The sequence below is a fragment of the Paracidovorax valerianellae genome (assembly GCF_900102625.1).
Taxonomy (GTDB): Bacteria; Pseudomonadota; Gammaproteobacteria; order Burkholderiales; family Burkholderiaceae_C; genus Paracidovorax; species Paracidovorax valerianellae.
In genome coordinates this window covers 532,407-557,327 of the sequence record NZ_FMZC01000001.1, presented here as the reverse complement: position 1 = coordinate 557,327, position 24,921 = coordinate 532,407, and the positions used below count along the sequence as shown (strand labels likewise).

Annotated in this window: 26 protein-coding genes; 11 read left to right on the top strand and 15 right to left on the bottom strand. The window is 68.4% G+C overall.

Annotated features, from left to right (window positions below; translation table 11 throughout):
* Positions 1-139: 139 nt before the first annotated feature.
* Positions 140-697 (top strand): redox-sensitive transcriptional activator SoxR, encoded by a 558-nt coding sequence (gene soxR / locus BLT03_RS02470; protein ID WP_092739904.1) that lies wholly within the window; start codon positions 140-142, stop codon positions 695-697.
* A gap of 57 nt (positions 698-754) precedes the next feature.
* On the opposite strand, the gene BLT03_RS24380 is transcribed toward soxR, so the two are convergent.
* The 4 genes from BLT03_RS24380 to pdxR form a co-directional block, all read right to left on the bottom strand.
* Positions 755-898: a hypothetical protein gene (locus tag BLT03_RS24380; protein WP_175537636.1), complete on the bottom strand. Its 144-nt coding sequence runs from the start codon at positions 896-898 to the stop codon at positions 755-757.
* A gap of 62 nt (positions 899-960) precedes the next feature.
* Positions 961-1,461: an MgtC/SapB family protein gene (locus BLT03_RS02465; RefSeq protein ID WP_092739902.1), complete on the bottom strand. Its 501-nt coding sequence runs from the start codon at positions 1,459-1,461 to the stop codon at positions 961-963.
* A 222-nt stretch (positions 1,462-1,683) separates the two neighbouring features.
* The gene (locus BLT03_RS02460; protein WP_092739900.1) at positions 1,684-2,463 is read right to left on the bottom strand and encodes a pseudouridine synthase; all 780 of its coding nucleotides are present in this window, start codon (positions 2,461-2,463) and stop codon (positions 1,684-1,686) included.
* 130 nt (positions 2,464-2,593) lie between these two features.
* Positions 2,594-4,102, bottom strand: a complete 1,509-nt coding sequence (pdxR, locus tag BLT03_RS02455) for a MocR-like pyridoxine biosynthesis transcription factor PdxR (protein WP_092739898.1) — start codon at positions 4,100-4,102, stop codon at positions 2,594-2,596.
* Between the two features lie 84 nt (positions 4,103-4,186).
* On the opposite strand from pdxR, the gene BLT03_RS02450 reads away from it, so the two are divergent.
* Both BLT03_RS02450 and BLT03_RS02445 read left to right on the top strand, forming a co-directional pair.
* On the top strand, positions 4,187-4,810 hold the full coding sequence (locus tag BLT03_RS02450; protein WP_092739896.1) for an FMN-binding negative transcriptional regulator: 624 nt from the start codon (positions 4,187-4,189) through the stop codon (positions 4,808-4,810).
* Between the two features lie 11 nt (positions 4,811-4,821).
* A complete protein-coding gene (locus BLT03_RS02445) occupies positions 4,822-5,178 on the top strand; it encodes an antibiotic biosynthesis monooxygenase family protein (RefSeq protein WP_092740120.1) in 357 nt (118 codons plus the stop codon).
* A 25-nt stretch (positions 5,179-5,203) separates the two neighbouring features.
* Here the strand turns inward: BLT03_RS02445 and BLT03_RS02440 are convergent, their stop codons facing one another.
* Positions 5,204-5,839 (bottom strand): glycine zipper family protein, encoded by a 636-nt coding sequence (locus BLT03_RS02440; protein ID WP_245711198.1) that lies wholly within the window; start codon positions 5,837-5,839, stop codon positions 5,204-5,206.
* A 178-nt stretch (positions 5,840-6,017) separates the two neighbouring features.
* On the opposite strand from BLT03_RS02440, the gene BLT03_RS02435 reads away from it, so the two are divergent.
* The gene (locus BLT03_RS02435) at positions 6,018-6,956 is read left to right on the top strand and encodes a DHH family phosphoesterase (protein WP_092740116.1); all 939 of its coding nucleotides are present in this window, start codon (positions 6,018-6,020) and stop codon (positions 6,954-6,956) included.
* A 21-nt stretch (positions 6,957-6,977) separates the two neighbouring features.
* Here the strand turns inward: BLT03_RS02435 and BLT03_RS02430 are convergent, their stop codons facing one another.
* The 6 genes from BLT03_RS02430 to BLT03_RS23705 form a co-directional block, all read right to left on the bottom strand.
* The gene (locus tag BLT03_RS02430; RefSeq protein WP_092739894.1) at positions 6,978-7,301 is read right to left on the bottom strand and encodes a hypothetical protein; all 324 of its coding nucleotides are present in this window, start codon (positions 7,299-7,301) and stop codon (positions 6,978-6,980) included.
* A gap of 223 nt (positions 7,302-7,524) precedes the next feature.
* Positions 7,525-8,808 carry a DUF1501 domain-containing protein gene (locus BLT03_RS02425; protein WP_245711197.1) on the bottom strand — a complete coding sequence of 428 codons (1,284 nt, stop codon included), beginning with the start codon at positions 8,806-8,808 and terminating at the stop codon, positions 7,525-7,527.
* A 93-nt stretch (positions 8,809-8,901) separates the two neighbouring features.
* The gene (locus BLT03_RS02420) at positions 8,902-10,491 is read right to left on the bottom strand and encodes a DUF1800 domain-containing protein (RefSeq protein ID WP_092739892.1); all 1,590 of its coding nucleotides are present in this window, start codon (positions 10,489-10,491) and stop codon (positions 8,902-8,904) included.
* Positions 10,492-10,748: 257 nt separating this feature from the next.
* Positions 10,749-11,975 carry an MFS transporter gene (locus BLT03_RS02415; RefSeq protein WP_245711212.1) on the bottom strand — a complete coding sequence of 409 codons (1,227 nt, stop codon included), beginning with the start codon at positions 11,973-11,975 and terminating at the stop codon, positions 10,749-10,751.
* 207 nt (positions 11,976-12,182) lie between these two features.
* Positions 12,183-12,611 carry a thermonuclease family protein gene (locus BLT03_RS02410; protein ID WP_092739890.1) on the bottom strand — a complete coding sequence of 143 codons (429 nt, stop codon included), beginning with the start codon at positions 12,609-12,611 and terminating at the stop codon, positions 12,183-12,185.
* Between the two features lie 227 nt (positions 12,612-12,838).
* Positions 12,839-13,402, bottom strand: a complete 564-nt coding sequence (locus BLT03_RS23705) for a hypothetical protein (protein WP_139160294.1) — start codon at positions 13,400-13,402, stop codon at positions 12,839-12,841.
* A gap of 13 nt (positions 13,403-13,415) precedes the next feature.
* Here BLT03_RS23705 and BLT03_RS02405 point away from each other — a divergent pair, with 13 nt between their 5' ends.
* Together BLT03_RS02405 and BLT03_RS02400 are read left to right on the top strand one after the other, a co-directional pair.
* Positions 13,416-13,763 carry an Imm1 family immunity protein gene (locus BLT03_RS02405; RefSeq protein WP_092739888.1) on the top strand — a complete coding sequence of 116 codons (348 nt, stop codon included), beginning with the start codon at positions 13,416-13,418 and terminating at the stop codon, positions 13,761-13,763.
* Between the two features lie 388 nt (positions 13,764-14,151).
* Positions 14,152-14,847, top strand: a complete 696-nt coding sequence (locus BLT03_RS02400; protein WP_245711196.1) for a hypothetical protein — start codon at positions 14,152-14,154, stop codon at positions 14,845-14,847.
* Positions 14,848-14,955: 108 nt separating this feature from the next.
* Here BLT03_RS02400 and BLT03_RS02395 read toward each other — a convergent pair whose 3' ends face one another.
* From BLT03_RS02395 to BLT03_RS02380, 4 genes are all read right to left on the bottom strand, one after another.
* On the bottom strand, positions 14,956-15,951 hold the full coding sequence (locus tag BLT03_RS02395) for a tetratricopeptide repeat protein (RefSeq protein ID WP_092739886.1): 996 nt from the start codon (positions 15,949-15,951) through the stop codon (positions 14,956-14,958).
* Between the two features lie 137 nt (positions 15,952-16,088).
* Entirely contained in the window at positions 16,089-16,754 is a 666-nt protein-coding gene (locus BLT03_RS02390) for a pseudouridine synthase (RefSeq protein ID WP_092739884.1), read from the bottom strand.
* Between the two features lie 37 nt (positions 16,755-16,791).
* A complete protein-coding gene (locus BLT03_RS02385) occupies positions 16,792-16,977 on the bottom strand; it encodes a hypothetical protein (RefSeq protein WP_092740108.1) in 186 nt (61 codons plus the stop codon).
* A gap of 154 nt (positions 16,978-17,131) precedes the next feature.
* A complete protein-coding gene (locus tag BLT03_RS02380) occupies positions 17,132-18,079 on the bottom strand; it encodes a M23 family metallopeptidase (RefSeq protein ID WP_092739882.1) in 948 nt (315 codons plus the stop codon).
* Between the two features lie 331 nt (positions 18,080-18,410).
* On the opposite strand from BLT03_RS02380, the gene BLT03_RS02375 reads away from it, so the two are divergent.
* From BLT03_RS02375 to BLT03_RS02355, 5 genes are all read left to right on the top strand, one after another.
* Positions 18,411-19,637 carry a GGDEF domain-containing protein gene (locus BLT03_RS02375; protein WP_139160292.1) on the top strand — a complete coding sequence of 409 codons (1,227 nt, stop codon included), beginning with the start codon at positions 18,411-18,413 and terminating at the stop codon, positions 19,635-19,637.
* 154 nt (positions 19,638-19,791) lie between these two features.
* Positions 19,792-21,075 (top strand): phospholipase D-like domain-containing protein, encoded by a 1,284-nt coding sequence (locus BLT03_RS02370; RefSeq protein ID WP_175537634.1) that lies wholly within the window; start codon positions 19,792-19,794, stop codon positions 21,073-21,075.
* A 207-nt stretch (positions 21,076-21,282) separates the two neighbouring features.
* On the top strand, positions 21,283-22,245 hold the full coding sequence (locus BLT03_RS02365; RefSeq protein ID WP_217640122.1) for an AAA family ATPase: 963 nt from the start codon (positions 21,283-21,285) through the stop codon (positions 22,243-22,245).
* Positions 22,246-22,256: 11 nt separating this feature from the next.
* Positions 22,257-23,450, top strand: coding sequence for a DUF58 domain-containing protein (locus tag BLT03_RS02360; protein WP_092739878.1), 1,194 nt, complete (start codon positions 22,257-22,259; stop codon positions 23,448-23,450).
* Positions 23,447-24,892 carry a TgpA N-terminal domain-containing protein gene (locus BLT03_RS02355; RefSeq protein WP_092739876.1) on the top strand — a complete coding sequence of 482 codons (1,446 nt, stop codon included), beginning with the start codon at positions 23,447-23,449 and terminating at the stop codon, positions 24,890-24,892. The genes BLT03_RS02360 and BLT03_RS02355 overlap by 4 nt, the downstream gene beginning before the upstream one ends.
* Positions 24,893-24,921 lie beyond the last annotated feature (29 nt).

Below are 24,921 nucleotides of genomic sequence, written 5' to 3'. Positions count from 1 at the left end.
CGGAACGGCTTGAAGGGGCGGTGGAAGCGGCTGCGGAGTTCGTGCTGGACATGGGGTAACCGGCCTGTGGAGTGAAGAGGCCTGCAGTATCAAACCTCAATTAAACTTGAGGTCAACCCATTCCTTACCGTTGGTTTTCATGCCTGCAGACGACCCCTCGAAACCCGCCCATGCCACCCCCGAATTGACCGTGGGGGAAGTGGCCGCACGCAGCGGCCTGGCCGTGTCGGCGCTGCATTTCTACGAGGCCAAGGGGCTGATCGGCAGCGTGCGCAGCGCAGGCAACCAGCGGCGCTATCCGCGCTCGGTGCTGCGGCGCGTGGCGGTCATCAAGGTGGCCCAGCGCATGGGCGTGCCGCTGTCGGACATTGCCGAGGCGCTGCAGGCATTGCCGCAAGGCCGAACGCCCACGGCGGCGGACTGGCGGCGCATGTCGGCGGCCTGGAAGAGCGGCCTGGAGGACCGCATCCGCATGCTGACGCAGCTCAGGGACCAGCTCGACGGCTGCATCGGCTGCGGTTGCTTGTCGCTCAAGGATTGCCCGTTGCGCAATGCCCAGGACCAGTTGGCCCAGGCCGGGCCGGGGCCGCACTTCGAAGCCGCCGCCGCGCCGGTCGATGCTGTTGAACCTGCCGTGCCGGTGATGCCCCAGTGGATCTGGCCGGCGCCCAAGAAAAAACGGCGGCCTGCGCTGTAAGCCAGCGCAGGCCGCCATTGGTGGGCGGGGCGGACGAGCCGGCCCTGCTTGTTCAATTTACTTGTTCTTCAACTTGCCGCGGGGTGCCACGGCGGTGATGGGTGCCATGGGACGGTCGGAGCCGCCGCCTTCTTTCGGGGGCGAAGTGTCCTTCTTGGGTTTCTTCGCCATCTTGTTGCTACGCTGTTCGCCTTTGGCCATGGGGTCCTCCGTTTCAGGTCACCGGGTGGGACCGTGGCGCGATGGTACGCCACAAAGCCCCGCTATTTTCGAACCGGATCGTCGTGCCGCGTGGTCATGCGCTGCACCAGCGGAACGGCGTTGAAGATCGCCAGCGCCAGCAAGGTGCTGAGCACCGCCGTTGCCTCCAGGCCCAGCCCCGCCGCCACGCCGATGGCCGCGGTGAGCCAGATGCCGGCCGCCGTGGTCAGCCCCTTCACCTGGCTCTCGCCGTCGCCCTTCAGGATGGTGCCCGCGCCCAGAAAGCCCACGCCCGCGACGATGCCCTGCAGCACGCGGCTGTTGTCCCCCGCGCTGATGCCGGCCTGCTGCGCGACCAGCACGAACATCGCCGCACCCATCGACACCAGCATGTGCGTGCGCACGCCAGCCGCCTTGCCCTTGTTCTCGCGCTCCCAGCCCAGCATGCCGCCCAGCAGCCCGGCGATGCCCAGGCGCACCACGATGCGCGTGGCCTGGCCCAGGTCGGTCAAGTCGGAAAACTCCATGGCCACAGTGGTGGCGATCTGGTCCCACCAGCCCATCACGAATGCACTCCGTGCACCGGGGCGAGAAGCAGCAGAAGCAGTGTCTTGGTCATCCGGAAATACCCCATGAAAAATGAATCGGTGCGGCTGCAGTGGCCGGCTTGAGGAAGGCCGCTTCGGCCAGCCGCCAGCCAATGTCGGCTCGGCGCGCAGGCTTTGCCAGCAGCCTCCGGCGACAGCGCAGGTAGGACGCGACCGGCGGTGGTGGCTCCGCCGCCATCATCCCAGCGGTTGCCAGGGCAGGGCAAGCACGCGCTGCTGCCAGTCCAGCGCATCGCCGGCGATGGCCGCCGGAGCCGTGGGCGATACGGTGGGGCCCGGTGCCGCCCCAGTCCACGCGGGCAGCCCGCTTTCCAGGTCCAGCCACTCGCCGGTCACCGGGTGCGGCAGGCCCAGGTGCCAGGCATGCAGCCACAGGCGCTGGCGCCCCAGCCGCTCGGCCCACCAGCGGTTGAGCGGGCCTTTGCCGTGCGTGGCATCGCCCAGGATCGGGTGGGCCAGGTGCTTGAGGTGGCGGCGGATCTGGTGGCGCCGACCGGTCGTGGGCACGGCCTCAACCAGCGAGGCACGGGTGCCTGGAAAGCGTGGGTCGGCCGCCTCGGGCAGCTCCAGCCGGGCCAGGCAGCGCAGCGAGGTGTGGGCGCTCTGCACGGGCGCATCGGGCGGTGCGTCGTCCGGTCGCAGGGGGTGGTCCACCTCGGCCGTTTCGGGCGCCCAGCCGCGCACCAGCGCCAGGTAGCGCTTGCGCACCGTGTGGTGCTCGAATGCCTGCGACAGCGCGCGCGCCGCGGCCGGGTGCAGCGCCATCACCAGCACGCCGCAGGTGCCTTTGTCGAGCCGGTGCACCGGGTACACGTGCTGCCCGATCTGGTCGCGCAGCACCTGCATGACGAAGCGCGTCTCGCCCGCGTCCAGCCCCGTGCGGTGCACGAGCCAGCCGGCAGGTTTGTAGACCGCAACGAGGTGCTCGTCGCGCCAGAGAAGGTGCAGGGGGGGCATCCGATGGAAGGGGTGGAAGAGGCGAAAGCGGGAGGGTGCAGCAGGCACTAAATGCGCTGCCGGTAACGGCGGGCAGGATAACCGGCCCGGTGTCACTCGCCTTCGCGGCCCGGCCACCGACATGCTCGGTTCAACGCCGTCGCGCTGCCCGCTGCCGGGGCACCGCCCACGGCGCGAGCACCCCCGCCAGGATCTTCACCCCTTGCTCGATCTGCTCCACCGTCAGGCTGGCATAGCCCAGCATCAGCCCGCCCGGCCGCTTCGGCTGGCCTCGCGGCGGTGGGGCGAACAGCGGCGACACCGGGTACACGCCCACGCCCTGATCGCGTGCGGCGGCCACCACCGCGGTTTCGTCCTGCGGACGCAGGAACGGCAGCCACAGCACCGCATGCAGTCCTGCCGCCGTGCCGGCCAGCCACGCATCGGCCGGCAGATGGCGCGCGATGGCGTCGAGCAGCGCGGTGCGGCGGCGCTCATGCTCGCGCCGGGTGCGCCGCACGTGGCGTTCGTAGGCGCCGCTGTCGATCAGCGCGGCCAGCGTGCGCTGCTCCAGCACCGGGGCGTGCCGGTCGGCCATGCGCTTGGCCTGGCGGAACACCGCCACCAGCTCGGCCGGCAGCACGAGGTAGCCCAGGCGCAACTGCGGCGACAGCGCCTTGGAGAAGGTGCCCATGTAGATCACGCGGCCATCGGTGTCGATGGATTGCAGTGCATCGATGGGGCGCTGGCCGTAGCGGAATTCGCCGTCGTAGTCGTCCTCCACGATCCACGCGCGGTGGCGCTGCGCCCACTGCAGCAACTCCATGCGCCGCCCGATCGGCAGCACGCCGCCGAGCGGAAACTGGTGCGATGGCGTTACGTAGGCCAGCCGCACCCGGCCGTCCTGCGGCAGATGGGTGGTATCAAGGCCCTGCGCATCGACCGGCACGGCCCGCAGTTCGGCGCCCGTGGCTTCGAAGCACCGGCGCGCCATCAGGTAGCCGGGTTCCTCGAAGACGAACGCATCACCCGCATCCAGCAGCAGCCGCGCGCACAGGTCGATGCCCTGCTGCGAACCGTGCACCACCACGATCTGCTCCGCATCGCAGGCCAGCCCGCGCGCGCGCCGCAGGTAGCCCTGGATGGAACGGCGCAGCGCGGCATCGCCTTCGGGCGGGATGTAGCGCAGGCTGTGCTGATGGCGCAGCAGCTCGGCCTGGTAGGCGCGGCGCCAGGCCAGCGCGGGAAAGTCGCGCGAGGCCACGGCGCCGTACAGAAAGTCGATTCGGGCCGGCGCCTCGTTCGGCAGCCCCGGCATCTCCATGCCGGCCAAACGCTGGCCGAAGGCCGACAGCCTCAACGGCGCCTTGCCGCGGCGCCCGGGCGCTGCAACGTGCCGGGCGGCCGCAGCCGGCGGAATGGCCACGCGCGCGGCCCGCCCCACCGCGGTGACGAGGAAGCCTTCGGCCGCCAGTTGCTCGTAGGCCGCCGTGACGGTGGTGCGCGAGACGCCCAGGTCGGCCGCCAGCGCGCGGGTGGACGGCGCCCGCGCGCCCGCAGCCAGCGTGCCATCGGCGATCTGCGCGCGCAGCAGGTCGTAGATGCGGCGGCCGGTGCCGGTGCCAAGGCCTGCGGGGTCGGAGGTGTGCAACTGGCCCATTGAAATTGCCTGAAACTGGATCTTCGGATTGTGCCGGTTCTGCGCGACAGTCCGGGTGAATCATTTCTGCACGAGCGACGCCCCATGTACATCCCCCCGCATTTCGCCGAGACCCGGCCCGAGCCCCTGCACCGCCTGCTGCGCGAGTACCCGCTGGGCACCTTGGTCACGCACGGCCCGGACGGGCTGGACGCCGACCACCTGCCGTTCGAGTTCGACCCCGCGGTGGGCGAGCACGGCCAGTTGTCCGCCCATGTGGCCCGCGCCAACCCGCTGTGGCAGCGCTGCCCCACGGGCACGCCGGTCATGGTGGTGTTCCAGGGCCCGCAGGCCTACATCTCGCCCAACTGGTACCCCAGCAAGCACGAGTCGCACCGCATGGTGCCCACCTGGAACTACGAGGTCGTGCACGCGCACGGCGTGCTGACGGTGCATGACGACGAGCGCTTCGTGCGCCGCCTGGTCGCCCGGCTGACGCGCCAGCACGAGGCCGCGGAACCCCGGCCTTGGAAGATGGGCGATTCGGCGCCCGATTTCATCAACGCAATGCTGCAGAACATCGTGGGCATCGAGATCGCCATCACTTCGCTGGTCGGCAAATCCAAGCTCAGCCAGAACCGCGAACCGCGCGACCTGGCGGGCGCCGCCGACACGCTGCAGGCGCGCGGCCACGGCGACCTGGCGGCACGCATGCGCCCCGATGCATGATCGCGCGGACCATGTACACATCGACCTTCACTTTCCAAAAACGGCAGTACGACGACGCGTTCCACGCGCTGGACCAGACCATCGCGCAGATCGCGAAGTCCATCCCCGGCTACCTGGGCGAAGAGGCTTGGGAAAACCCGGCCACGGGCCAGGTGTCGAACGTGTACTACTGGGAATCGATGGAGGCGCTGCGCCAGCTCATGGACCATCCCGCGCATGCCACGGCAAAACAGCAGCAGGCCCGGTGGCTGGCCGGCTACCACGTCACCATCGCGCAGGTGATCCGCTCCTACGGCGATGGCGGCATCGCGCACCCGCTGGCTGGCCGTGCGCCGCAGGCAGCGGCTGCGGGACCGCACACCGAATAGCGCACGCGGCGGTTTCGGCGGTGGGTCAGCGCAGCACGCGGCACTGGCCGAATTCGCAGCGGATCGCCAAGGCGTCGCCGTTGCTGCAAGGCACGGTGTAGGTTTCAAAGCCCGGGCCCTTCGCCGCCAGCCAGGCCATGGGCGTGGCGGTGCAGGACTGGTCGCGCGCCAGGCGCTCGGCATTGAACGTGTCCGTGCCGATGGCGCGCGCCGGTAGGTGCGTGTAGTCGGCATGCGCCATGGCCGCCGGCTGGTTGGGCTCGGGCAGCGGCGGCAGGGCGGCGTAGGTGCCGCCCGCATGGCCCCGGCCGGCCATGCAGTTGGCCACGATGCGCTGGCGGCGGTCGAGCGCCTGCACGCCCTGCGTGGCGCCGAGCGCCCCGCCGATCAGTGCCGAATCCTGCACCGCATTGCGGCTGCCGCCCAGTGCCCACACCACCGTGGCCGCCAGCACGGCGCCGGCCACCAGGCCGTCCACCGTTTCGCTGGCCACGCCGATCTGGCTGGCGTAGCGCTGGCAGTCCGCCAGGTCCGCGGCCTGACGGGCCGGGTCAGCGCCCTGCGCGCTGCCGGCAGGGGCGTCCAGCGAGAGGCTGTCCGAGCGTTGCGTGGCGCAGCCGGCCAGGAAGAGGGCCATCACGCAGATCGACAGCTTTCGCATAAAAACTCCTTGCGGGTGAATCATCGGGTGCCGGCGAGCGCGATGCAGCGCCCTGGGGGATTGGACAACCGAAAGGGTGGCCCTGCCAAGTCCTGCAGCCGGCCTGCAGCCATCCCCATGCCGGCCCTGTGCATTCCCAGGGCGGCTCTGCCCCTCCCGGTGCCCGACAATGCGGCCCATGACGATCCCCACGAAAAAAACCCTCCTGCCCCTGCAACTGCTGGTGCACCCGGACAAGAACGATCCCAACCCCCTGATCCTGTACCACGGCCGCTGCGCCGACGGTTTCGGTGCCGCGCTGGCCGCCTGGCGCTACTACGGCGGCCAGGCCGAGTGCGTGGGCCTGTCGCACGGGCAGGTGCAGTCGGTGGACGATTTGCCCGCGCTGAACGGCCGGGCGGTGTACATCCTCGACTTTTCCTTCACGCCCGAGATATTGACCGCCATCGACGAGCGCGCGGCCAAGCTGGTCATGCTGGACCACCACAAGAGCGCCGCCGAAAAGCTCACCGGCTTTGCCTGCCGCTGCGGCGTGGTGCACTTCGACATGGACAAATCGGGCGCACGCCTGGCGTGGGAGTTCTTCTACCCCGACGCTCCGCTGCCCGACCTGGTGCGCTACGTGGAAGACCGCGACATCTGGGCCTGGCAGTACCCCGAGAGCGCCGGCTACCTGGCCGCGCTGGACATGGAGCCCTTCGACTTCGCGCGCTGGGAAGAAATCGCCCACTTCACGCCCGAGCAATCCGCCGCCTTCGTGGCACGCGGCAACGCCATGGACGAGAAGTTTCGCCACCTCGCCGCTGACGTGGCGGGCGGCGCGCAGCCGATCACGTTCAACGGCAAACAGGGCCTCATGGTGAATGCCCCGGGCGCCTTCCACAGCCTGATCGGCGAGATGCTCTCCAAGCAGTGCGGCACGTTCGCGCTGATGTGGATCGTCGGCAAGGACGGCAAGGTCAAGGTAGGCATGCGCTCGCAGCGCAACTTCGACTGCTCGGTGCTCGCCGAAAGCATGGGCGGTGGCGGCCACGCGCAGGCCTGCGGATTCCGCATGGGGGCGGATCGCCTGCCCGAGCTGCTGAGTGGGATTCTGAACTCCCGAATGGACTCATGACCGCAGCTGCGGGGCGCTGCGTCAGTGGTCGCTTTCGTAGGCTTTGATGACCGCGACCTCTGTTTTTCCTACTTGGAACATGAGCCGGTCGCTCTTGCCGATGCCGGTCGTGCCGCTCGGGTAGAGCTCGATGAGGTCAGCGCTGGTTTTCCATTTCTGTGCCCGGACCCGGTGCGTGGCAAAAAGGCCTAACCACTGGGACATCGGATCTGGCGTGATATCGGTTTCCCAGCACAGGTTATGGACAAGTTGAACCACTTCTTTCGCGGGCTCAGGTGCTTTGAGTTCCGCGTCGATCTGCGAGTCGATGGCGGCGGTGTTTGTCTTGTCCTGGTAAGTCGGCATGTGCTTCTCCCTCGGTGATGGATGTTGTATTGATGGTGGCAGGTGCCGCAGCTGTGCTTTCGGGCAGTGCGTGCACTGCGTTGGCGTCCCCGTGCGCACCGAAAGCCATCCTACGGGCCGTTGCCCCTGAAGGGTCTGAAGAGAACTGAATTCATCTGAGCGTTCGGCTTCGTCGGCGGGGAGAGTGCGTTTCGTACGGATGGGTTTGACCGTGTATCGCCATTCAAACCAGCCGCACATCCTTTGCCTTCGTCCCTGGGAATACCCGCGCGAGCGACGCGCCGTTCAGCCCGTACATGCGCGCGAACAGCCCGCCCAGCACGGCGCGGTAGTCGTTCAGCACGGGGTAGTCGCGGTTCTGGAACAGGGTGGTGGCCGTGAGCGCCTGCTGCTCGCCCGCGATGCGGCCGCCCGACACGCCGCCGCCCAGCACCCACATCACGCTGCCGTGGCCGTGGTCGGTGCCGCGGTTGCCGTTCTCGCGGAAGGTGCGGCCGAACTCGCTGATCACGACCGCCGTGGTCTTGTTCCACGCCGGCCCCATTTCATCGGCGAAGGCGGACAGGCCCCGGCCCAGTTCTTCGAAGCGATTGGCCAGAGCCCCCGTGGCGTTGCCCTGGCCCACGTGCGTGTCCCAGCCGCCCACGTCCACGAACCCGAGGTTGTAGCGCGACTGCATGAGCCGCGCCATGCGGCGCGCCGTGCCCTCGAAGCCCTTGGTGCTCAATGCGTTGCGGCTGGCCGCGTCCATTTCGCCCTGCATGGTGCGCGCCACTTCGTCGCGCGTCTGAAAGCCTTCCGCTACCGCGGCGGCCAGTGGCGTGCCGCCGTACATCGAGGCGATCAGGCCGGCCTGGCGGTCGTCGATGCCGGGCTTGGCCGCGCCGGCTGCGCCCAGCGCGGTGTTGGGCACGTCGTAGCCGCCGCGCAGCACCAGCGGCAGCGTGTCGGTGAAGGCCATGGGCGACAGGTGGTCGTGCCAGCGTGGCTGCACGCCCAGCTCGGCCGCCAGCCGGTTGAGAAAGCCCGACCGGTAATCGCGCCGCCCGCCCACCGGCTGGCCCAGCTCGATGCTGTCCTGCGTGTCGAAGTGGCTGCGCGTGAGGTCTTCGGTGCCCGAGAACGGCACGAACGCCACCTGTTTCTTCTGGTACAGCGGCAGCAGCGAGCCGGCCAGCGCCGGGTGCAGGCCCCAGTCGGCCGTCAGGGGCAGTGCGCCGCTCGCCTCGCCCGGTTTGGCGATGGCGATGTTGGGCCGGGTCTCGTAGTAATAGTCGCTGGCAGTCGGCACCAGCAGGCTGGCGCAGTCGTACCCGCCGCGCAGGAACACCAGCAGAAAGCGCGCATCCGTGGCGCCCTGCGGCGTGGCCGCCAGGCTGGCTTGCAGCACCCCCGGCGTGGCGAGTGCGGCCAGGGCCTGCAGGCACTGGCGGCGGGTGGGGGCAGGGCCGTTGTCGGCAGCGCCAGCAGAAGTACCGGAACGGCGGGGCGTGAAGAAGTGCGTCATGGCAATGCCTTTCAGCGGGAAGAGGCTACGAGAAAGCTAGAAGAAGGAGGGGGACGGTGCGGTGGGGCGCGGAATGCGTGCCGTGGTGCCCCGTCAGCCGTACATGAACTCCGGCGCGCTGAGCAGGAAGGTGTTCCATTCCAGCGGCGAGGCCGCGCGCGCCAGCGCCACGCGGGTGGCGGGGGCCAGTTGCGGCTCCAGCGCGCGGTAATAGGCGCTCTGGGCCAGTGGCGGTGGGTTGACCTTGGGCGGCGGTGCGCCTTCGGGACGGTAGAGCGCGCTCGCCCCGGCCCCACCCAGCGCCCGCGCCACCTCGAAGCGCACGGCCATCTGCCCCGAACTCGTCCAGGCGGCGGAGTCGAGCGGGTAGCCGTCCGGCGTGGCACGGCCGTACAGCGGCTCGGCCAGGCGCTGCAGCCACGATAGCGCGGGATCGGGGTTGGTCAGCACGCGGTCGGCATAGCCCATGCGCAGCCCGGCCATCACGTACTGCACCGGGTCGCGCAGCCGCGTACCCAGCGATGCCTGAAACGGCGCGCTGGCGAACAGCGTCTGCAGCACGGCGGCGATGTGGCCGTCGCTGCGCGTGAACGACTCGGCCATCGCCTCCAGCAAAGCGGGCGGCGGCGCATCGCCCACCAGGTACATCGCAAGCTTGCGCGACACGAAGCGGGCCGTGGCCGGCGCACGGGCCAGGCGGTCGAGCGCCTCGTCCAGCTCCGCCATGCCCTGGCCCTGCAGCGGCTGGCCCAGCAATTCCTTGGCGCCCCAGTCGTGGCGCTGGGGGTGAAACTCGTACAGCCCGTGGCGCACGTACTGGCGCGTCCACTCGGGTTTCAGCTTCGGGGGCGGCTCGCCCAGGGGGCGCAGCGACACGCCGTGGCCGGTCAGCACGCGCGCCATCTCCTGCACGTCGCGCTGGCTGTAGCCGCCGTCCACGCCCAGCGTGTGCAACTCCATCAGTTCGCGGGCGTAGTTCTCGTTGATGCGGTTGGCCGCGTTCTGCGCGTTGTCCAGATAGCGCAGCATGGCCGGATGGCGCACGGTGGCGCCCAGCAGGTCCCGAAAGCGCCCCAGCGCGTGCGGGCGAATGGCGCGGTCTTCGTAGTCGCCCACCATCGCGCGGATGTCGGCCTTGCCCGCGAACACGCTGAAGTGGTTCATCCAGAACCAGGTCATCTTCTCCTGCAGCTGCGCTGGCGAATACACGGCCCGCAGCACGAAGCGGCGCTCGGCTTCGCGCTGCAACCCGCGCAGTTCGCGCTGATAGGCCTCTTGCGCGGCCTTGCGGGCGTCTTCGTCGGGCAGGTCCTTGATGGCTTGCTGCCGGCCCTGCAGGTCGATGGCCAGCGTCTCCATCGGCGTGCGGGTGATCGCCATGGCGTCGATCTGGGCCTGGGCCTCGGGCGGCAGCGCGGCCGGGCCGGAGCGCAATTGCGAAGCCAGGTAGCCAGCTGTGCCCGCCTCGGCCATTGCCTGCTGCGTGGCGGCCGTGGCCCCCCACGAGATGCGGTCCAGCAGCCTCACGCCGGCAGCGGCGTCGTCCAGCCCCGGCGGCGCGCCGGCCGGGCTGGCGGCGGCCCAGGCGCTGCCCGTGGTGGCGAGCGACAGGGCGGCGGTCCATCCAAGCCAATGCCTGCGGGTGAGTGGCAGGGCGGTCGAAGCGGCGGGCGAGGGGATCATGGCAGGGCTCCATGGAGGAAACGGTGCCCATGGTGCAGCGCAGCGCGAGGCCCGGCAAGGGGGCGCACGGGGGTTTTACGCTCGGGATACAGATGTATCCGCAGCGCCCCGAAAGGCTTTGAATGAAAAAGGCCTGCAGCGCAATAAAGACAGCGGTGTATCGCTATCAAAAGATGAGCAATTTGGCCGTGGCTGACTTTTTGGTAACCGCTGTCAACCGAGCGGGGGCCTGCGCCGTCAAGCCCCCGTTTTTTCTGTCAGCGGCGCTGCCGCTCTTCGCTGGCTTGCTCGAAACGGTCCACCTCGCGCAGCGGCTTGAACGCCAGCGTCCACGCGCCCACCACGGCCAGCGTGCACAGCCCGCCCGCCACCGCGGCCGGCACCGCGCCCAGCCAGGCGGCGCTGGTGCCCGCGCGGAACTCGCCCAGTTCGTTGGACGACCCGATGAACAGCATGTTGACCGCGTTCACCCGCCCGCGCATTTCGTCCGGCGTGGAAAACTGCACCAGCGCCCCGCGGATGTACACGCTCACCATGTCCGCCGCGCCCGCCACCATCAGCGCCAGGAACGACAGCAGGAACCAGTGCGACAGCGAGAACACCAGGTTGGCCGCCCCGAAGATCGCCACCGCGATGAACATGCGCCGGCCCACGTGGCGGTTGAACGGCCGCAGCGTCAGGTACAGCCCCGCGCCCACTTCGCCGATGGCAATCGCGCTGCGCAGCGCACCCAGCCCCTGCGGGCCCACGTGCAGCACCTCGTGCGCGTAGATGGGCAGCAGCGCCACCACGCCGCCCAGCAGCACCGCGAACAGGTCGAGCGAGATCGTCCCCAGAATGATCGGCCGCGAGCGGATGAAATGAATGCCTGCGCCGAAGCGCTGCCACATGCGGCCCTGCGCGGGCGACGGCGGCACGGCATAGGCCACCGTCACGCGCGCCAGCAGCAACGCGCCCAGCACGAAGCACACGCAGCACACGGGGTAGGTCAGCGAGGCACCGCCCGTCGCGTACAGCAGCCCGCCGATGAGCGGCCCGGTGATCCCGGCCAGCCGCATCAACATGCTGTTGGTGGCGATGGCCTGCGCCAACTGGCTGCGCGGCACGATCTGCGGCAGCAGGCTTTGCAGCGCCGGCCCCGAGAACGCGCGAGAGCAGCCGAATAGCACCAGGGCCGCATAGATGCCCGCCACCCCCGCCGTTCCGTGGCCCGAAAGCCACCACAGCAGCGCACTGCACACCGCACCCACCGACCAGCTGATCGCCAGAATGCGCCGACGGCTCGCCCGATCGATCAGGTCGCCGGCCGGCAGCAGCAGGCACAGCATGGGCAGAAACTGCGCCAGGCCCACATATGCCAGCGCCATCGGCTCGCGGGTCAGGTCATACACCTGCCAGGCCACGACCACCGCCTGCACCTGGGTGGCGAACACCGCCACCACCCGGGCGATCAGGAACGCCAGAAAGCCGGCGTGCCGGTACACGCTTTCAGGGGCGGGCGGAAGGGGCGGGGGAGGCGGCGGCGGAGCGGCCTGGGTGGCGTTGGAAAGAATATCTGGCACGGCGCGGGCGCCTTCAGCGGGCGCATCCCATGGGCGGTCACGGGCGTCGGCGCTGCAGGCGGTTCAAACGGTGAAAGAAGGGAAGAAAAGAAAAGGAAGAAACGCAGGGAAGCGCCGCATGCTACCGGTTTATCCGCGCGGATGCTGTCGCCGGTAGTCCCACGGCGCGCGCGGCCGCTTCTGCGACCACAGGCCCGTGTGGCTGACCTGCGCCTGACGCTGCAGCGCCGCCAGTTGCGGGTAGCGCGATGCCCGCGGCGTGTACACCCAGGCCAGCCCGGCCCGCACCTGGGCTGCGGCCGCATCGCCGTTGCCGCACTGCACATGCGCCACCGTGCGGCCATAGGCATCGCGCGCCACGGTCTGCAGCGTGGCCTTCTGGCGAAGGCACAGCCGCGTCAGGTTCTGGCGGGACGGTGTGCCGAACGCCTGCTTGCGCTCGGGCGCATCGATGGCGGCCAGGCGGACCTGGATGGGGCGCTGCGCGCCGCAGCGGGCGGTGAGGGTGTCGCCGTCGCTGACGGCAATGACGAGGCAGAGCAGGGTGGCAATGGGCACGGTAGCGAACGTGGGTGGGGATGGAAAAGCGAGAGGGTATCTGGCGAGGGCGGATGATGCGAACTGCAGCACAGCTCAGTCTTCGCAGCCATGGTGCCGCGGGGCCGCGCACTATAGCTGTACCGGGGGATGGCCGACCTCCAGTCACGGTACGCATCTCTCCAACTACGGCACTTGGCCCGTTTCCGCCATCGGCTGACTCGCGCCGACGCGAGTTGCTGGAAGGGTCAGGTCGTGCCTGTGAAAGCCTGCACCTCCTGAGGCAAGCGGGTCAAAGATGAACCACACCAGGGGCAGTGGCGAATGACAGTTCTGCTCGGTGCGACCCACCAACATGGCAGATTCTCCGGGCCTGCCAAGCCAAACCTGACTGGAAGGCCGGCGTTGGCACCGTGAACGGCGTCGGACATCTCGGTGCAACAGTACGCTTGGGATCTGTTTACCCTTTCATACCGTTCCGGTTCCAACTCCGATCTTCTCCACTGAAGGCAGGCCTTGCACTGCGACGCGTGTTTGATTGCGGCAGCCAGTTTTGCATCTGTAAAAACGGTCGAATCGGCTTCTATGCAGTCGTCCAAGGCAAGACTTATCGTGGTTTGATCGATTTGATTTGCGTGCCAAGACGTCTTGATCGCAACGCGCGAAGTGGCACAGACAGGGTCTGCTGTGGAAACACCAGAAGGCCCATTGCCGAGCAACTGTTTGACTTTGTTTGAATGGCTCATACGAACGGCCTGACGTTTGAATTCACGAACTGCGGCTTTGCGCACAGCTTCTGCGGATTTTTTCACGCTACCTCTTTCAATGAATAACTCACCATTTCAGGAAGTTTGGGTCGATGGGCCCGCAGGTCAAATGATGTGTGCGCTGATCAATGGAGAAGTCGGCTGGCTCATGTATCTCCGCGAACCGAGCGATGCTGGATTCAGCTCTCGGAACCCTGCCTACACCGGATCGCAACACGCGGTCATCAGTTACGTTCTATCGAACGGACAGGTCGATGAATATCCTGCAGCGTGGGCCTATCCATTGGCCACGGTACAAGCGGCAATCGATTATTTCCGGACCCATGGCAGCCCCCCGCCATTCATCGCTTGGCACGACGACGGCGGTGGCGGCTTGCAGCCCGGACCGAAGCCGGAGAGATCTTGAGCCAAAAGCTGCACGCGGTCATGTGGTCATGTGGTCATGATGGCGCCGCGGACGACTTGCCACTGCCCAAAATCCAGGCACCGCCCTGCAACCCAATGCTGGCGCGGTTCCTGCGGGTTGTCCCTAGGGTTGTCCACAGAACGGCCCACAGCCGACGGGCATAACTCGGGCTTGTGGCGCTGATCACATTCCGCAAGGCAGCACAAACTGGTCACCAAACACTGATAAGGCAACCCCATCCGCAGCACAGCACGCGCACGAAAAAGCACCGCCTAAACCCGCCAGCGCTGAAACACCTGGATACACTGCCGTCCGCAAGCCATTCCTGCATCGGCATGGCGCAGCACACCTAGTAAGACAAACCATCAAAACACCGAGGACCGAGGGCATGGCAGCAACGCGGCACGCATTCACACTCCACATCGGCGCGCTGGCGCGCCGCCGCTTCATGGCCCTGATGGCGGCGATGGCCTTGCTCATGCTGGCCGCAGCCGCCACGGCCCCGCTGCCGGCGGCAGCCAAGGATTCGAACCAGAAGTTTGGCAAGCGACTGGTCGAGGTGTACGAACTTCCGTCCGAGGCGTTGGCGAAGTTCGCGCAGTTTCAGGAAAAGAAGGGCGCCGCCAACGCCGCCAGGCCGCGCGGCGAGGCGCCGGACACGCAGCCGTGGACGGGCAGCGAGATCGTCTCGCTGGGCACCAGCGGCAACCCTTACACGCTGGTGGTGCGCGTTTCGGGCGTAGCACTGGCCGATGGCGATGCGGGGACGATGTGGATGGCGGGTTGGTCCATCGATGGCGCTTCGCGCACGGCCCTGGTGCCGCAGGTGGCGGCCACCGGGCTGCGGGCTGGCCAGGCGGTCGAGATGGTGGGCGCCGCGGCGCCGCTGAGCTTCAAGGAGGACCGCAAGGTGCAGCCGGTGCTGGAGTTCGCCAACGCTCGCAACGTGCGCATCGACCGCGTGCGGCTCGAGGTGTGGTCGGGCATTCGGCCGTCCACCTTCCTGGAGCTGTTCATGTCGTGGATACCGATGTTCACCGGCGTCGTGTTTCTGGCGCTGGTGTGGTGGTGGCGCCGCCGTTAGGCGGGCCGGCGTGATCGCTGCAATGGCTGTCGCTGTCGCTGTCGATGCGGCATCGGCATTGGCTGCGATGGCTCTTTCGGTGGCGGGGCGCTTCGGCCCCGGCCCGGGCTAGAGCTCCAGCGGCTGCCCCGGTTTCCACGCATCGGCGCGGCGGCGGGCTTCGGCGATGTCGGCCGGGTTCATGGTGGCGGCCAGCTTGTTCAGCGTGCCGCTGGCCCAGAAGGCGCCGTGGCGAGGCGGGGTGAGTATGTCTTCCGGCGGCTGGCCGGACGTGGCGCGGTTGGCCAGGTCCAGCAGCATGTAGGCGGGTATGGGGCGCTGGCTGACCATGTCGCCGCCACGCGCATAGAGCGCGCCCAGGCTGTACAGCCCGGCGGGATAGCCCTGGCGCGCAGCGCGCAGGAACCAGTTCTCGGCCAGCGACATCTGGCGCGGCTCGTCCAGGCCTTGTTCGTAGATGGCGCCCAGCCGCACGGCAGCCAGGCCCGAGCCGAGGTTGGCCGCCTTGGTGAGCCACTGCATGGACTCGGCGTGGTCCTTGGGGATGTCGTGGCCGTCGTTCAGCATGGCCGACAGCAGCACCATGGCGCGCAGGTCGCCCTGCTGGGCCATGGCGCGCACGGTGGGCAGGGCGGCAAGGCCCTGGTTGTGGCGCCATTGCGATTCGGCGGCGGCCAGGCGGGCTTGCTGGTCCAGACCTTCGCGCTCGACGGCCACTTGCTGGGCGCGCGCATCGTTCGCGGCGCGGGCGGCGCGCTCGGCGGCCTTGTCCTTGTCGTGGCTCCACTTCCAGCCCATGAGCGCGGTCACCAGGGCGGCGGTGCCGGCCATGGCGATCAGTCCCCAGGGGCGTTCGCGGGGTGGCGCTGGACGGCGCACAGGCGCATCCTCAGGCTTGCCACGGCCGCTGGCGGTGCGCGGTGCGGCGGGCTTGGCCTGTACCTTGTCGTAGGCGACTTCGCAGCGCGGGCATTGCCAGGCGGGCGCGGTGTCGGTCGCCTGGCGGACGTAGTGGCAGCGGGGGCAGGTGCGCGCCGCAGTGGGGGTACTGCGCGCGGCTTCGGGCGTCTCGATCGGTGCGAGCGAAAAATCGGGTGCGTTCACGGCTCCATTCCTCCTGGGGGGCGATTGTCATGTGCCGGCAGGGCCTGAAAACGCAGTGGCACGGCATTTTGATGAAAAAGGCCTCCAGCGCAATAAAGACTAAGGCAGTGTGCTATAAAATTTATAGTAATGGCGATTCAGTCTGCGGGGCCGCCATCCACCGTGGCGGTCTGCCAGGTGCCGGGCGCCAGGCCGTCGAGCGAATACGGCCCGATGGCCGCGCGAATCAGCCGCAGCGTGGGCAGGCCGACGGCGGCGGTCATGCGGCGCACCTGGCGGTTGCGGCCCTCCTTGATGGCCAGTTCGATCCAGGCGGTGGGAATGCTCTGGCGCACGCGGATGGGCGGGTCGCGCTCCCACACGGCGGGCGGCGGGTCCATGCGGCGCGCGCGGGCGGGGCGGGTGGGGCCGTCGTTCAGCGTAACGCCGCTGCGCAGGGCGGCAAGCGCCGCTTCGTCCGGCGTGCCTTCGACCTGCACCCAGTAGGTTTTTTCCATCTTGAAGCGCGGGTCGGCAATGCGGGCCTGCAACGCGCCGTCGCTGGTAAGCAGCAGCAGCCCTTCGCTGTCGGCATCGAGCCGGCCGGCCACGTACACGCCGGGCAGATCGATGAAGCCCTGCAGCCCTTGCCAGCGGCCCTCGGGCGTGAATTGGCTCAGCACGCCATAGGGCTTGTTGAAGCGGATGAGTCGGGGCGGGGCGGCCGCTGCGGGCCGGGCGGGCGGGCGCGGGGCCAGCGGCCGGGTTGGCCGGGGCGCGCGTGAAAGGTTCGGTGCGCGGGCGGGGCGGGGCGGTGTGGGCATGGTGCGTGCGGAGGGGCAGGCGGCGCGTGCGTGGCTTTCAGTCGCTGCCGCTGCCCACCACGGCGCGCACGCCGGCTGCACCCACATCCACCGTCGTGCCCACCACGGTGGCGCCGACCTTGACGGTGGTGGCCACCACCGTCACTGCCGCATCGGCCACGGCCACCACGGCGCAGCCGCTGCAGAGCATTGCCGCGAGCGCGGCACCCAGAAAAGATCGCATGGAAAACACCCACAAAGGCCCGTGGCCTGAAGGCCGCGATTGTCGCCGCCTGCTGCGCGCGCGGGAATGGGCGCGCCGAAGTCTTTCAAAAACCGGGCTGCGCCGCGTCGGCTCGGCGCAACGCAGGCAGCAGGAAAAAGGGGCGCCGCTTCGTTCAGGTGGGCAGGAACAGCGCCGGGTCCACCAGGGCGCGGTTGAGCATCACGCCCCAGTGCAGGTGCGGCCCGGTCACGCGGCCGGTGGCGCCGACCTTGCCCAGGCGGTCGCCGGTCTGTAGCTGATCGCCGACCTTGGCGTCGATGGCGCTCAGGTGGGCATAGACCGTGAGCAGGCCGCCGCCATGGTCCAGCCACACGGTGCCGCCGCTGAAGAAGTATTCGCCGGTGTCGATCACCCGGCCCGGCATCGGCGCCAGGATGGCCGTGCCGGTGCCGGCGGCGATGTCCATGCCGCTGTGCGGATTGCGCGACTGCCCGTTGAACACGCGCCGCAGCCCGAACGAGCTCGATCGGGCGCCCGGCACCGGCACGTGCATGCGCAGGTCGGTGGGCTTGGGGAGCGGCGTGGAGAACGCCGCCGTGACCTGCCGCTGGTGTTCGCGCTCGCGCTCGAAGCGGGCGTTGTCCTCGGCCGAAAGGTCCACGGTGCGCGGGGCGACGGTCAGGCGCTGCTCGCGGTATTTCTTGGGCGCGATGGTGTAGGGCACCTTGCGCGCGGCATCGCCTTCGGTGGCCGAGCCCCGCACGATGATGCCGGCAGGCCCGGGCTTGGCCGCCAGCGGAATGCCGACGATGGCCGTCCACTCGATCGCATCGCCCAGCACGAGCACCGGCACGTCGCCATCGCCTTCGTCCACATGCGCCACCGGCCGCGTGGCCGCCGGCCCCAGCGACAGGCGCGCCACGCCGCCGGGCACTTGCGAAGCGCGCGGCCACACGGCGGCAGACGCGGGCGAAGGCGATGAGGCAACGGAGCGGGATTGCGGTGCCGGGCCGGCAGCCCAGGCCGGGGTGCGCCAGGCCAGCAGGCCCAGCGAGGCCAGCACGGCGGTGCGGCGGCTGAGGGCCTGAGAAGAAGAAAGCAGGGAACGGTCGTTTGCCATGGCGCGGAGCGAGGGAATGGGAAGCCGGCAGTTTATAGAGCGGCCACCCCAGTGCGGCCGCCCGCCCCCGGAGTTACCCTGAACCGGCCCCGAGAGCAGCGCCGGGCCGCATGGCCGCAGGTACCATCGCCCGAATGCGCCGCGCCTGCCTGCCACCGCCTCACTCCACGCTTCCTGTCGGTCGCCGGGTTCTTTCGGCGGGCCCTTGCGGTGGTGCCGCAGGCTGGGCCCTTCGTGTGTTCAGCGTCTTCCGCATTTGCCGTGCCTGCCCGGCAGGCTGCCCGATCCGGCCGGCGGGCTGATCTCCACCGCTTTCACCGACCACCCCGCAATGCCAGGCGGCCTCACCCGTCCCACGACACCGCGGGAATCCCCCGCGCGGCGCGCCACCGATGGCAGCGTGCCGGCGTCCGGTGGCCTTTTGGGTGCGCTTCGCCATGCGGTGCTCGGCCCCGGCCCGCAGATGCAGGTGCACATGTGGCAGTGCCTCATCGCGTTCGGCCTGCTGTGCGTGGTGGCCATCGTGCAGCACGCCGAGGTCCTGCTGGGGCTGATCGAGGCCCCCCAGTCGCACCTGCTGACGGCCTATACGTTGGGCACCAGTCTCTTGTGCTGCGGGCTCGTGCGCAGCGGGCTGGCGCGCAGGATGGCCCCGGGCGATCCGGCGCTCACCATGGTGCAGGCGCTGCTGGCCGTCACGGCGCTGGGCTGGTCGTATGCGATCACCGGGCCCGCGCGCGGCGCACTGCTGGCCTTGCTGGCGCCGCTGTTTTTGCTGGGTGGAATGTTCCAGTTGCGCGCAGCGCAGACCCGGGTGCTGATGGGGTACTGGCTGGCGCTGGTCACGGCCGTCATGCTGTGGCGCACGTCGGGCGATGCGCCGCGCTACGACCCGCGTGTCGAGGTTATCCACTGGGCGTTTTCGCTCATCGTGGTGACGGCCGTGGCCGCGCTGGCCATCCGCATCAGCACGCTGCTCACCCGGCTGGCCGCGCAGAAAGCCTCGCTCATCGAAGCGCTGGAAACCAGCCGCAAGCTGGCCGAGCACGACGCGCTCACGGGCCTGCTCAACCGCCGGGGCATGGCCGGCCTGCTCACCCTGCATTGGACCGTGGGCGCCACGGCGCAGGCGCCCCGCGGTGTGAAAGTCCCGGCCAGCGGCGCACCCATGGCGATCGCCATGATGGACATCGACCTTTTCAAAAACGTGAACGACACCCATGGGCATGCCGTGGGCGATGCGGTGCTGCAGCGCTTTGCGCAGATCGCCCAGGCCGGGGTGCGCGGGCGCGACGTGCTCTCGCGCTGGGGCGGCGAAGAGTTTCTGCTGCTGATGCCCGGCACTGGCCGCGACGGTGCCATGCGCGTGCTGGAGCGCCTGCGCGGCCAGATCGCCCGGGGCGAATTCGGCGCGCTGGCACCGGGGCTGGAACTGACGTTTTCCGCGGGCGTGGCAGAGCGCCAGGCCGGCGAGCCCTACGACGCGGCCGTGGAGCGGGCCGACAAGGCGCTGTACCGCGCCAAGCACAACGGGCGCAATCGCTTCGAAGCCGGTTGAACGCAGGGGAACGGACGAAAAGGCGAAAAGGCGAAAGGGCGGAAAGGGTTGACGCCTACCGACGCCCGGTGACCGTTCGCAGCCGGTGCCGCTCCGGATGAGTTGGAGGCGTGGGCTTACAAGAAGGCACAAACGTCGCACCCACAATCGCGCCATGCAAAAAACAGGTCGTACCCTGCTCACCGTGGCCCTCACCTTCGTGGCCACGGCCGCCATCGTGCTGTTCGCGCTGAACTTCACCGCCGGCGAGAAGAAGGTGCAGCACCAGGTCCCGCGCCTGTACACCACCGCCCACCCCCAGTTCGAGCGCGCCATGGGCAGCCTGCTGGGGCCGGGCATCGCCAGCGGCAACGAGGTGGTGGAACTGCTCAACGGCGACCAGATCTTTCCACCCATGCTCGCGGCGATTCGCGCCGCGCAAAAGAGCGTCACGTTCGAAACCTATATCTACTGGTCCGGCGACATCGGCAAGCAGTTCGCCGACGCCTTGAGCGAGCGCGCCCGCGCGGGGGTGAAGGTGCACGTGCTGCTCGACTGGGTGGGCAGCTCCAAGATGGACGAGAGCTATTTCACCGAGATGAAGGCGGCCGGCGTGGAGGTCGAAAAATTCCACAAGCCCCACTGGTACAACCTGGCCCGCATGAACAACCGCACCCACCGCAAGCTGCTCATCACCGACGGGCAGGTGGGCTTCACGGGCGGCGTGGGCATCGCCCCCGAATGGACCGGCAACGCCCAGGACCCGGACCATTGGCGCGATTCGCACTACCAGGTCAAGGGCCCGGCGGTCGCCCAGATGCAGGCCACCTTCCTGGACAACTGGCTCAAGGTCACCGGCAAGGTCATGCACGGCGAAGCGTACTTTCCGGCCATCGCGCCCGGCGGCACGCAGAAGGTGCAGATGTTTTCCAGCTCGCCCTCCAGCGGCAGCGAGAGCATGCAGCTCATGTACCACCTGGCCATCACCTCGGCCGAGCACAGCCTGGACCTGTCGGTGGCGTACTTCGTGCCCGACGACCTGACCCTGCAATTGCTGCTCGACGCCGTCAAGCGCGGCGTGCGCCTGCGCCTGATCACGCCCGGCGAACACACCGACACCGAAACCGTCAAAGCCGCATCGCGCGCCACTTGGGGCCCGCTGCTCAAAGCCGGGGCCGAGGTGTACGAGTACGTGCCCACCATGTACCACTGCAAGGTGATGATCGTGGACCAGCTCATGGTGTCGGTCGGCTCCACCAACTTCGACAACCGCTCGTTCCGCCTGAACGACGAAGCCAACCTGAACGTGTACGACGCCCCGTTCGCGCAACGCCAGACCCTGGTGTTCGAAGACGACCTGAAGCGCTCGCGGCGGGTGACGTATGAGGACTGGCTGGACCGGCCGCTGAAGGAGAAGCTGGCGGAGAAGGCGGCCTCGCTGCTGGGTTCGCAACTCTGATCTTTCGCAGCGACGGCGCTCCGGCTTGAGGCTGCTGCAATGCCTCTGCGCTGCGTTGCCGTGGCTTAAAAGCCGCAAGAGCGTAACGGTGACAGCGCAGGCGGCTGTTCGCGCTCGATTGGCAAAGTTTTGCGCTTACATTCCAGGCTCCAAAAGGGCGCGGCGCATCGGTCAGCGCCCTGTCTTTTTGCATGAGGGCGGGAAAAAGTGAGTTCCATACCAGCATCGGCAGTCGCCGCGCAGCAGTGCGCGCAGCTCGCGCAGTCCATCGTTCAAAACGTCGAGAAGGTGCTGGAAGGAAAGCGCCCGCAGATCGAACTGGCCCTGGCCGCGATCGTGGCGGGCGGCCACCTGCTGATCGAAGATGTGCCTGGGCTGGGCAAGACCATGCTGGCGCGCGCCCTGGCCGTGTCCGTGGGCCTGTCGTTCAAGCGCATCCAATTCACCGCCGACCTGATGCCGTCCGATATCGTGGGCGGGCCGGTCTACAACCCCAAGGATGGCAGCTTCATCCTGCGCCCTGGGCCGGTGTTCGCGAACATCGTGCTCGCCGACGAAATCAACCGGGCAAATCCCCGTGCACAGTCGGCTTTGTTGGAATGCATGGAAGAGGGGCAGATCACCCTCGACGGCCAGACCCTGCCGCTGCCGGCCCCCTTTGCCGTGCTGGCCACGCAAAACCCGATCGACATGGCCGGCACCTACCCGCTGCCGGAGGCCCAGCTCGACCGATTTCTGATCCGGCTTTCGCTGGGCTATCCCGACAGCGCAACGGAGGCCGGGCTCATCACCAGCCAGCAGTTCTCCCACCCCATCAACCGGCTGCAACCCGTCTGTGAGACCGGTCAATTCGCGCGGCTGGTGGCGGGGGCCCGCGACGTGTCGATCACGCCCGAGGTGGCCCAGTTCATTGCAGCCATCGTGGCAGGCACACGCAAGCATCCTTCGATCCGTTTCGGCGCGAGCCCGCGGGGCACGCTGGGCCTGGCACGCATGGCGCGGGCACTCAGCTGCATTCGAGGCCTGTCCTACGTGGACCCTGCCGTGGTGCGGGAAGCCGCCGTGCCCGTGCTGGCGCACCGGATTATCGTGCAGACGCAGGGCGCCCAGCCCAAGCCGGCGGCTGAGCTGATCCAGGACATTCTGCTGTCGCAGCGCACGCCGGTATAGGGGCGCACGGCATGGAGCGCTGGCTTTCCAGGTCGCGGGTTCTGCTCGCGTTGTGCGGCGTGCTGCTGGTGGCGGCCCTCAATCGCCGCGACCCCATGGTCTACGGCATGTTCCTGTTTCTGGCCGTCGCGACCGTGTTGGGTTTCGTGGTGCCCTGGATGTCGCTGCGATCGACCACCGTGCGCCTGCAGGCCAGCGGCGGCATCGAGGTGGTCGAGGGCACGGATTGCGATCTGAACATCGTGGTGGAGCGGCACGCCCAATGGCCTGCTTTTTTGGTGGATGTCGAAACCGAGTGGGAATGGGCCGGGCAGCGGATCATGTTGCGCCAGACCTTGCCGATCGTCCGCTCGCGGGGCAGGTCGTCGGCATCTGCTGCCGCGCTGGCGGGGCGGGTGCGCTTTCCCTGTCGGGGCCATTACCGGCTGGTGGGTTTGCGTTTGTCCAGCGGCTTTCCGCTGGAGTTGGTGCGCGCGCATCAAACAGTGCGGCCGCCCGACATCGCCTTGCATGTGCTTCCGCGTGCGCAGCCGGTGCATTGGCCGCTGCCATGGGGCGTGGCGCCCGATCCCCTGGGTGATCTGACCCTGCGGCAGATGGGCCAGTCTTTCGAACCGGGCGTGTTGCGGTCCTATCAGCACGGGGATTCGGTGGGCCGTGTGAACTGGCGTGCATCCGCACGCGCCGGTGAACTGGTGATCCAGCATTTTCAGCAGACAGGTGCCATTCGGCTGCGGGTCGTCGTCAACGCACCCACGCTTCCCGCGCTGGGCCAGGCCGACAGTGCCGGCGAGCAGGCCATTCGTCTGGCGGCCGGGGTGTGCGATGCGGCCATGGTCCACGGCGTTCAGCTCTTTCTCTACCAGGGGCCGCAAGAGGCACCGCTGCAAGACGCCACGTTGGCACGCCGTGCCTTGGCACAAACACAGTCGCAAGGCGCTGGCGCACTGCGCAATGCCTGTGCGCGGGCGGCCCGCGACGCCGTCGCTGGTGAGCAGATGGCCCTGGTGGTCCCGGGCGATCTGGCGCCTGAAACCCTGGTGACCGCGCTGTCTGAACTGAAAGGCGTGGGCTGCACGGTGGTGGTCTGCATTGCCCTGGCGCGCACGGCTGCGCTGCCCAAAAACGCAGGGGCAGTCGCAGCCCATTTACGGCAGGTGGCGGCAGATGCAGGGTTTGCGACGTTCATGGAGATGCCCGCATGAAGCCCGATTCGTTTCCGTGGGCCGAGCTCGACGCCCGCAAACCGGCCAAGCCGGAGAAGGGTGCCGCGACGTCGCCCGCATTGAAAAGCCGGGGCGCCATCGTGTTCGCTGGCTTGAGCTATTTGTTCGTTGCGTTCGCGTTTTCGTACCTGGACCGCAAGTTCAAGGGGTTTGGCGTCGAAAGCCTGCTGTGGCTGGTGTGGGCCCTGGTGGGCTTTGGCGCGGGCGCCATCAATTTGCGGCGTGCCGAAGGGGCGGGCGCCACGCAGTGGATGGTGCTGGGTCTGCTGGGGCTTGTTCTGGCCCTGATTCCCGGTGTGGCTTTGTATGCCTTTCCGCGCTGGGTCTGCCTGGCACTGCTGATCATCATCGGCGCGCGAGCAGCCACGATGCGGACCCGGCGCGATTTCTATCTCACGCTCACCGTGATCTTCACCGTCAGCTTCATGGTGGCCACGCACTACAACGCTGACTGGAGCCTCTGGTTCTACCTGGGGCCGGCTTGGCTGTTCGGTGCCTTTGCGCTCGCCTGGCTGCATGCGGAAGGCGTGGCAATCCCACGCTGGACCAAGTTTTCGATGGCAACCGGGTTCGTGGGGCTTTCATTCGTGCTGGCATCGGTGCTGTTTCTGTTCGCTCCGCGGCCGCCAGTGCTGGGGTTTGGCTTTCTACCGCCAGGGGCCGATGTTCCCGGCTTGTTCGACGAGCCTGCGGGCGATGCGGGTGGCATGACGGGACAGTCTGGAAAACAGAGCGGTACAGCCTCGGGCAGTTCGCATAAGCCGGGGCAGGGCGGTGGCGCCCAGGGTGAAGCCACACTCAGGTCCGGCGGGCTGGCGCAACAGTGGGGCGACATGCTGGGCCGCATGCGCGAAGCGGCCCGAGACCCGACCGTGCCGCAGTGGCAGCGTGGAGCCATTCAGGGCATGGTGGGAACGGCCCAATCCCTTCTGGATCGGCTCACTGGTTCCCCGGCGGGGGGCGAAGGCCAAGGAGGCATGGTGCAGTCGCCCTCCCCAAGGCCTACCTTCACGCCACCCAGCTTGCTCGACCTGCTGCTCTGGCTCGCCCTGGCGGTGGCTGCTTGGCTGCTGGTGCGGTACCGCTACCGGCTGGGGCTTTCGGCAGCATTGGGAATTTCGTGGCTTCTCGCGAAGCCGTTTCCTGCGCAATCGATGCGCCTGTCGGCCCGCGCCATGACTTGGTGCCTGCGAATACGCAGCCATCCACCCGCGCGCGGCCAATCGGTGCGGGAGCATTGGTCTTCGGTGCCTGGCATTGCCCCGATGGCCAGGAAGTGGCTGCGCTATGCCCTGGAAAGCTATTGCGCCACCCGCTTCGGAGGCGTTCCTGCTACGCGCCAGCGCGCGCTGCACATGCGTCAAGCCGTCCAGGGCACGTGCGACATCCTCATGGGTGCTTTGCCGGAACTGGGCCGTTGATCTGTGCCTCCTGTCCTGTTGCTGGGCCA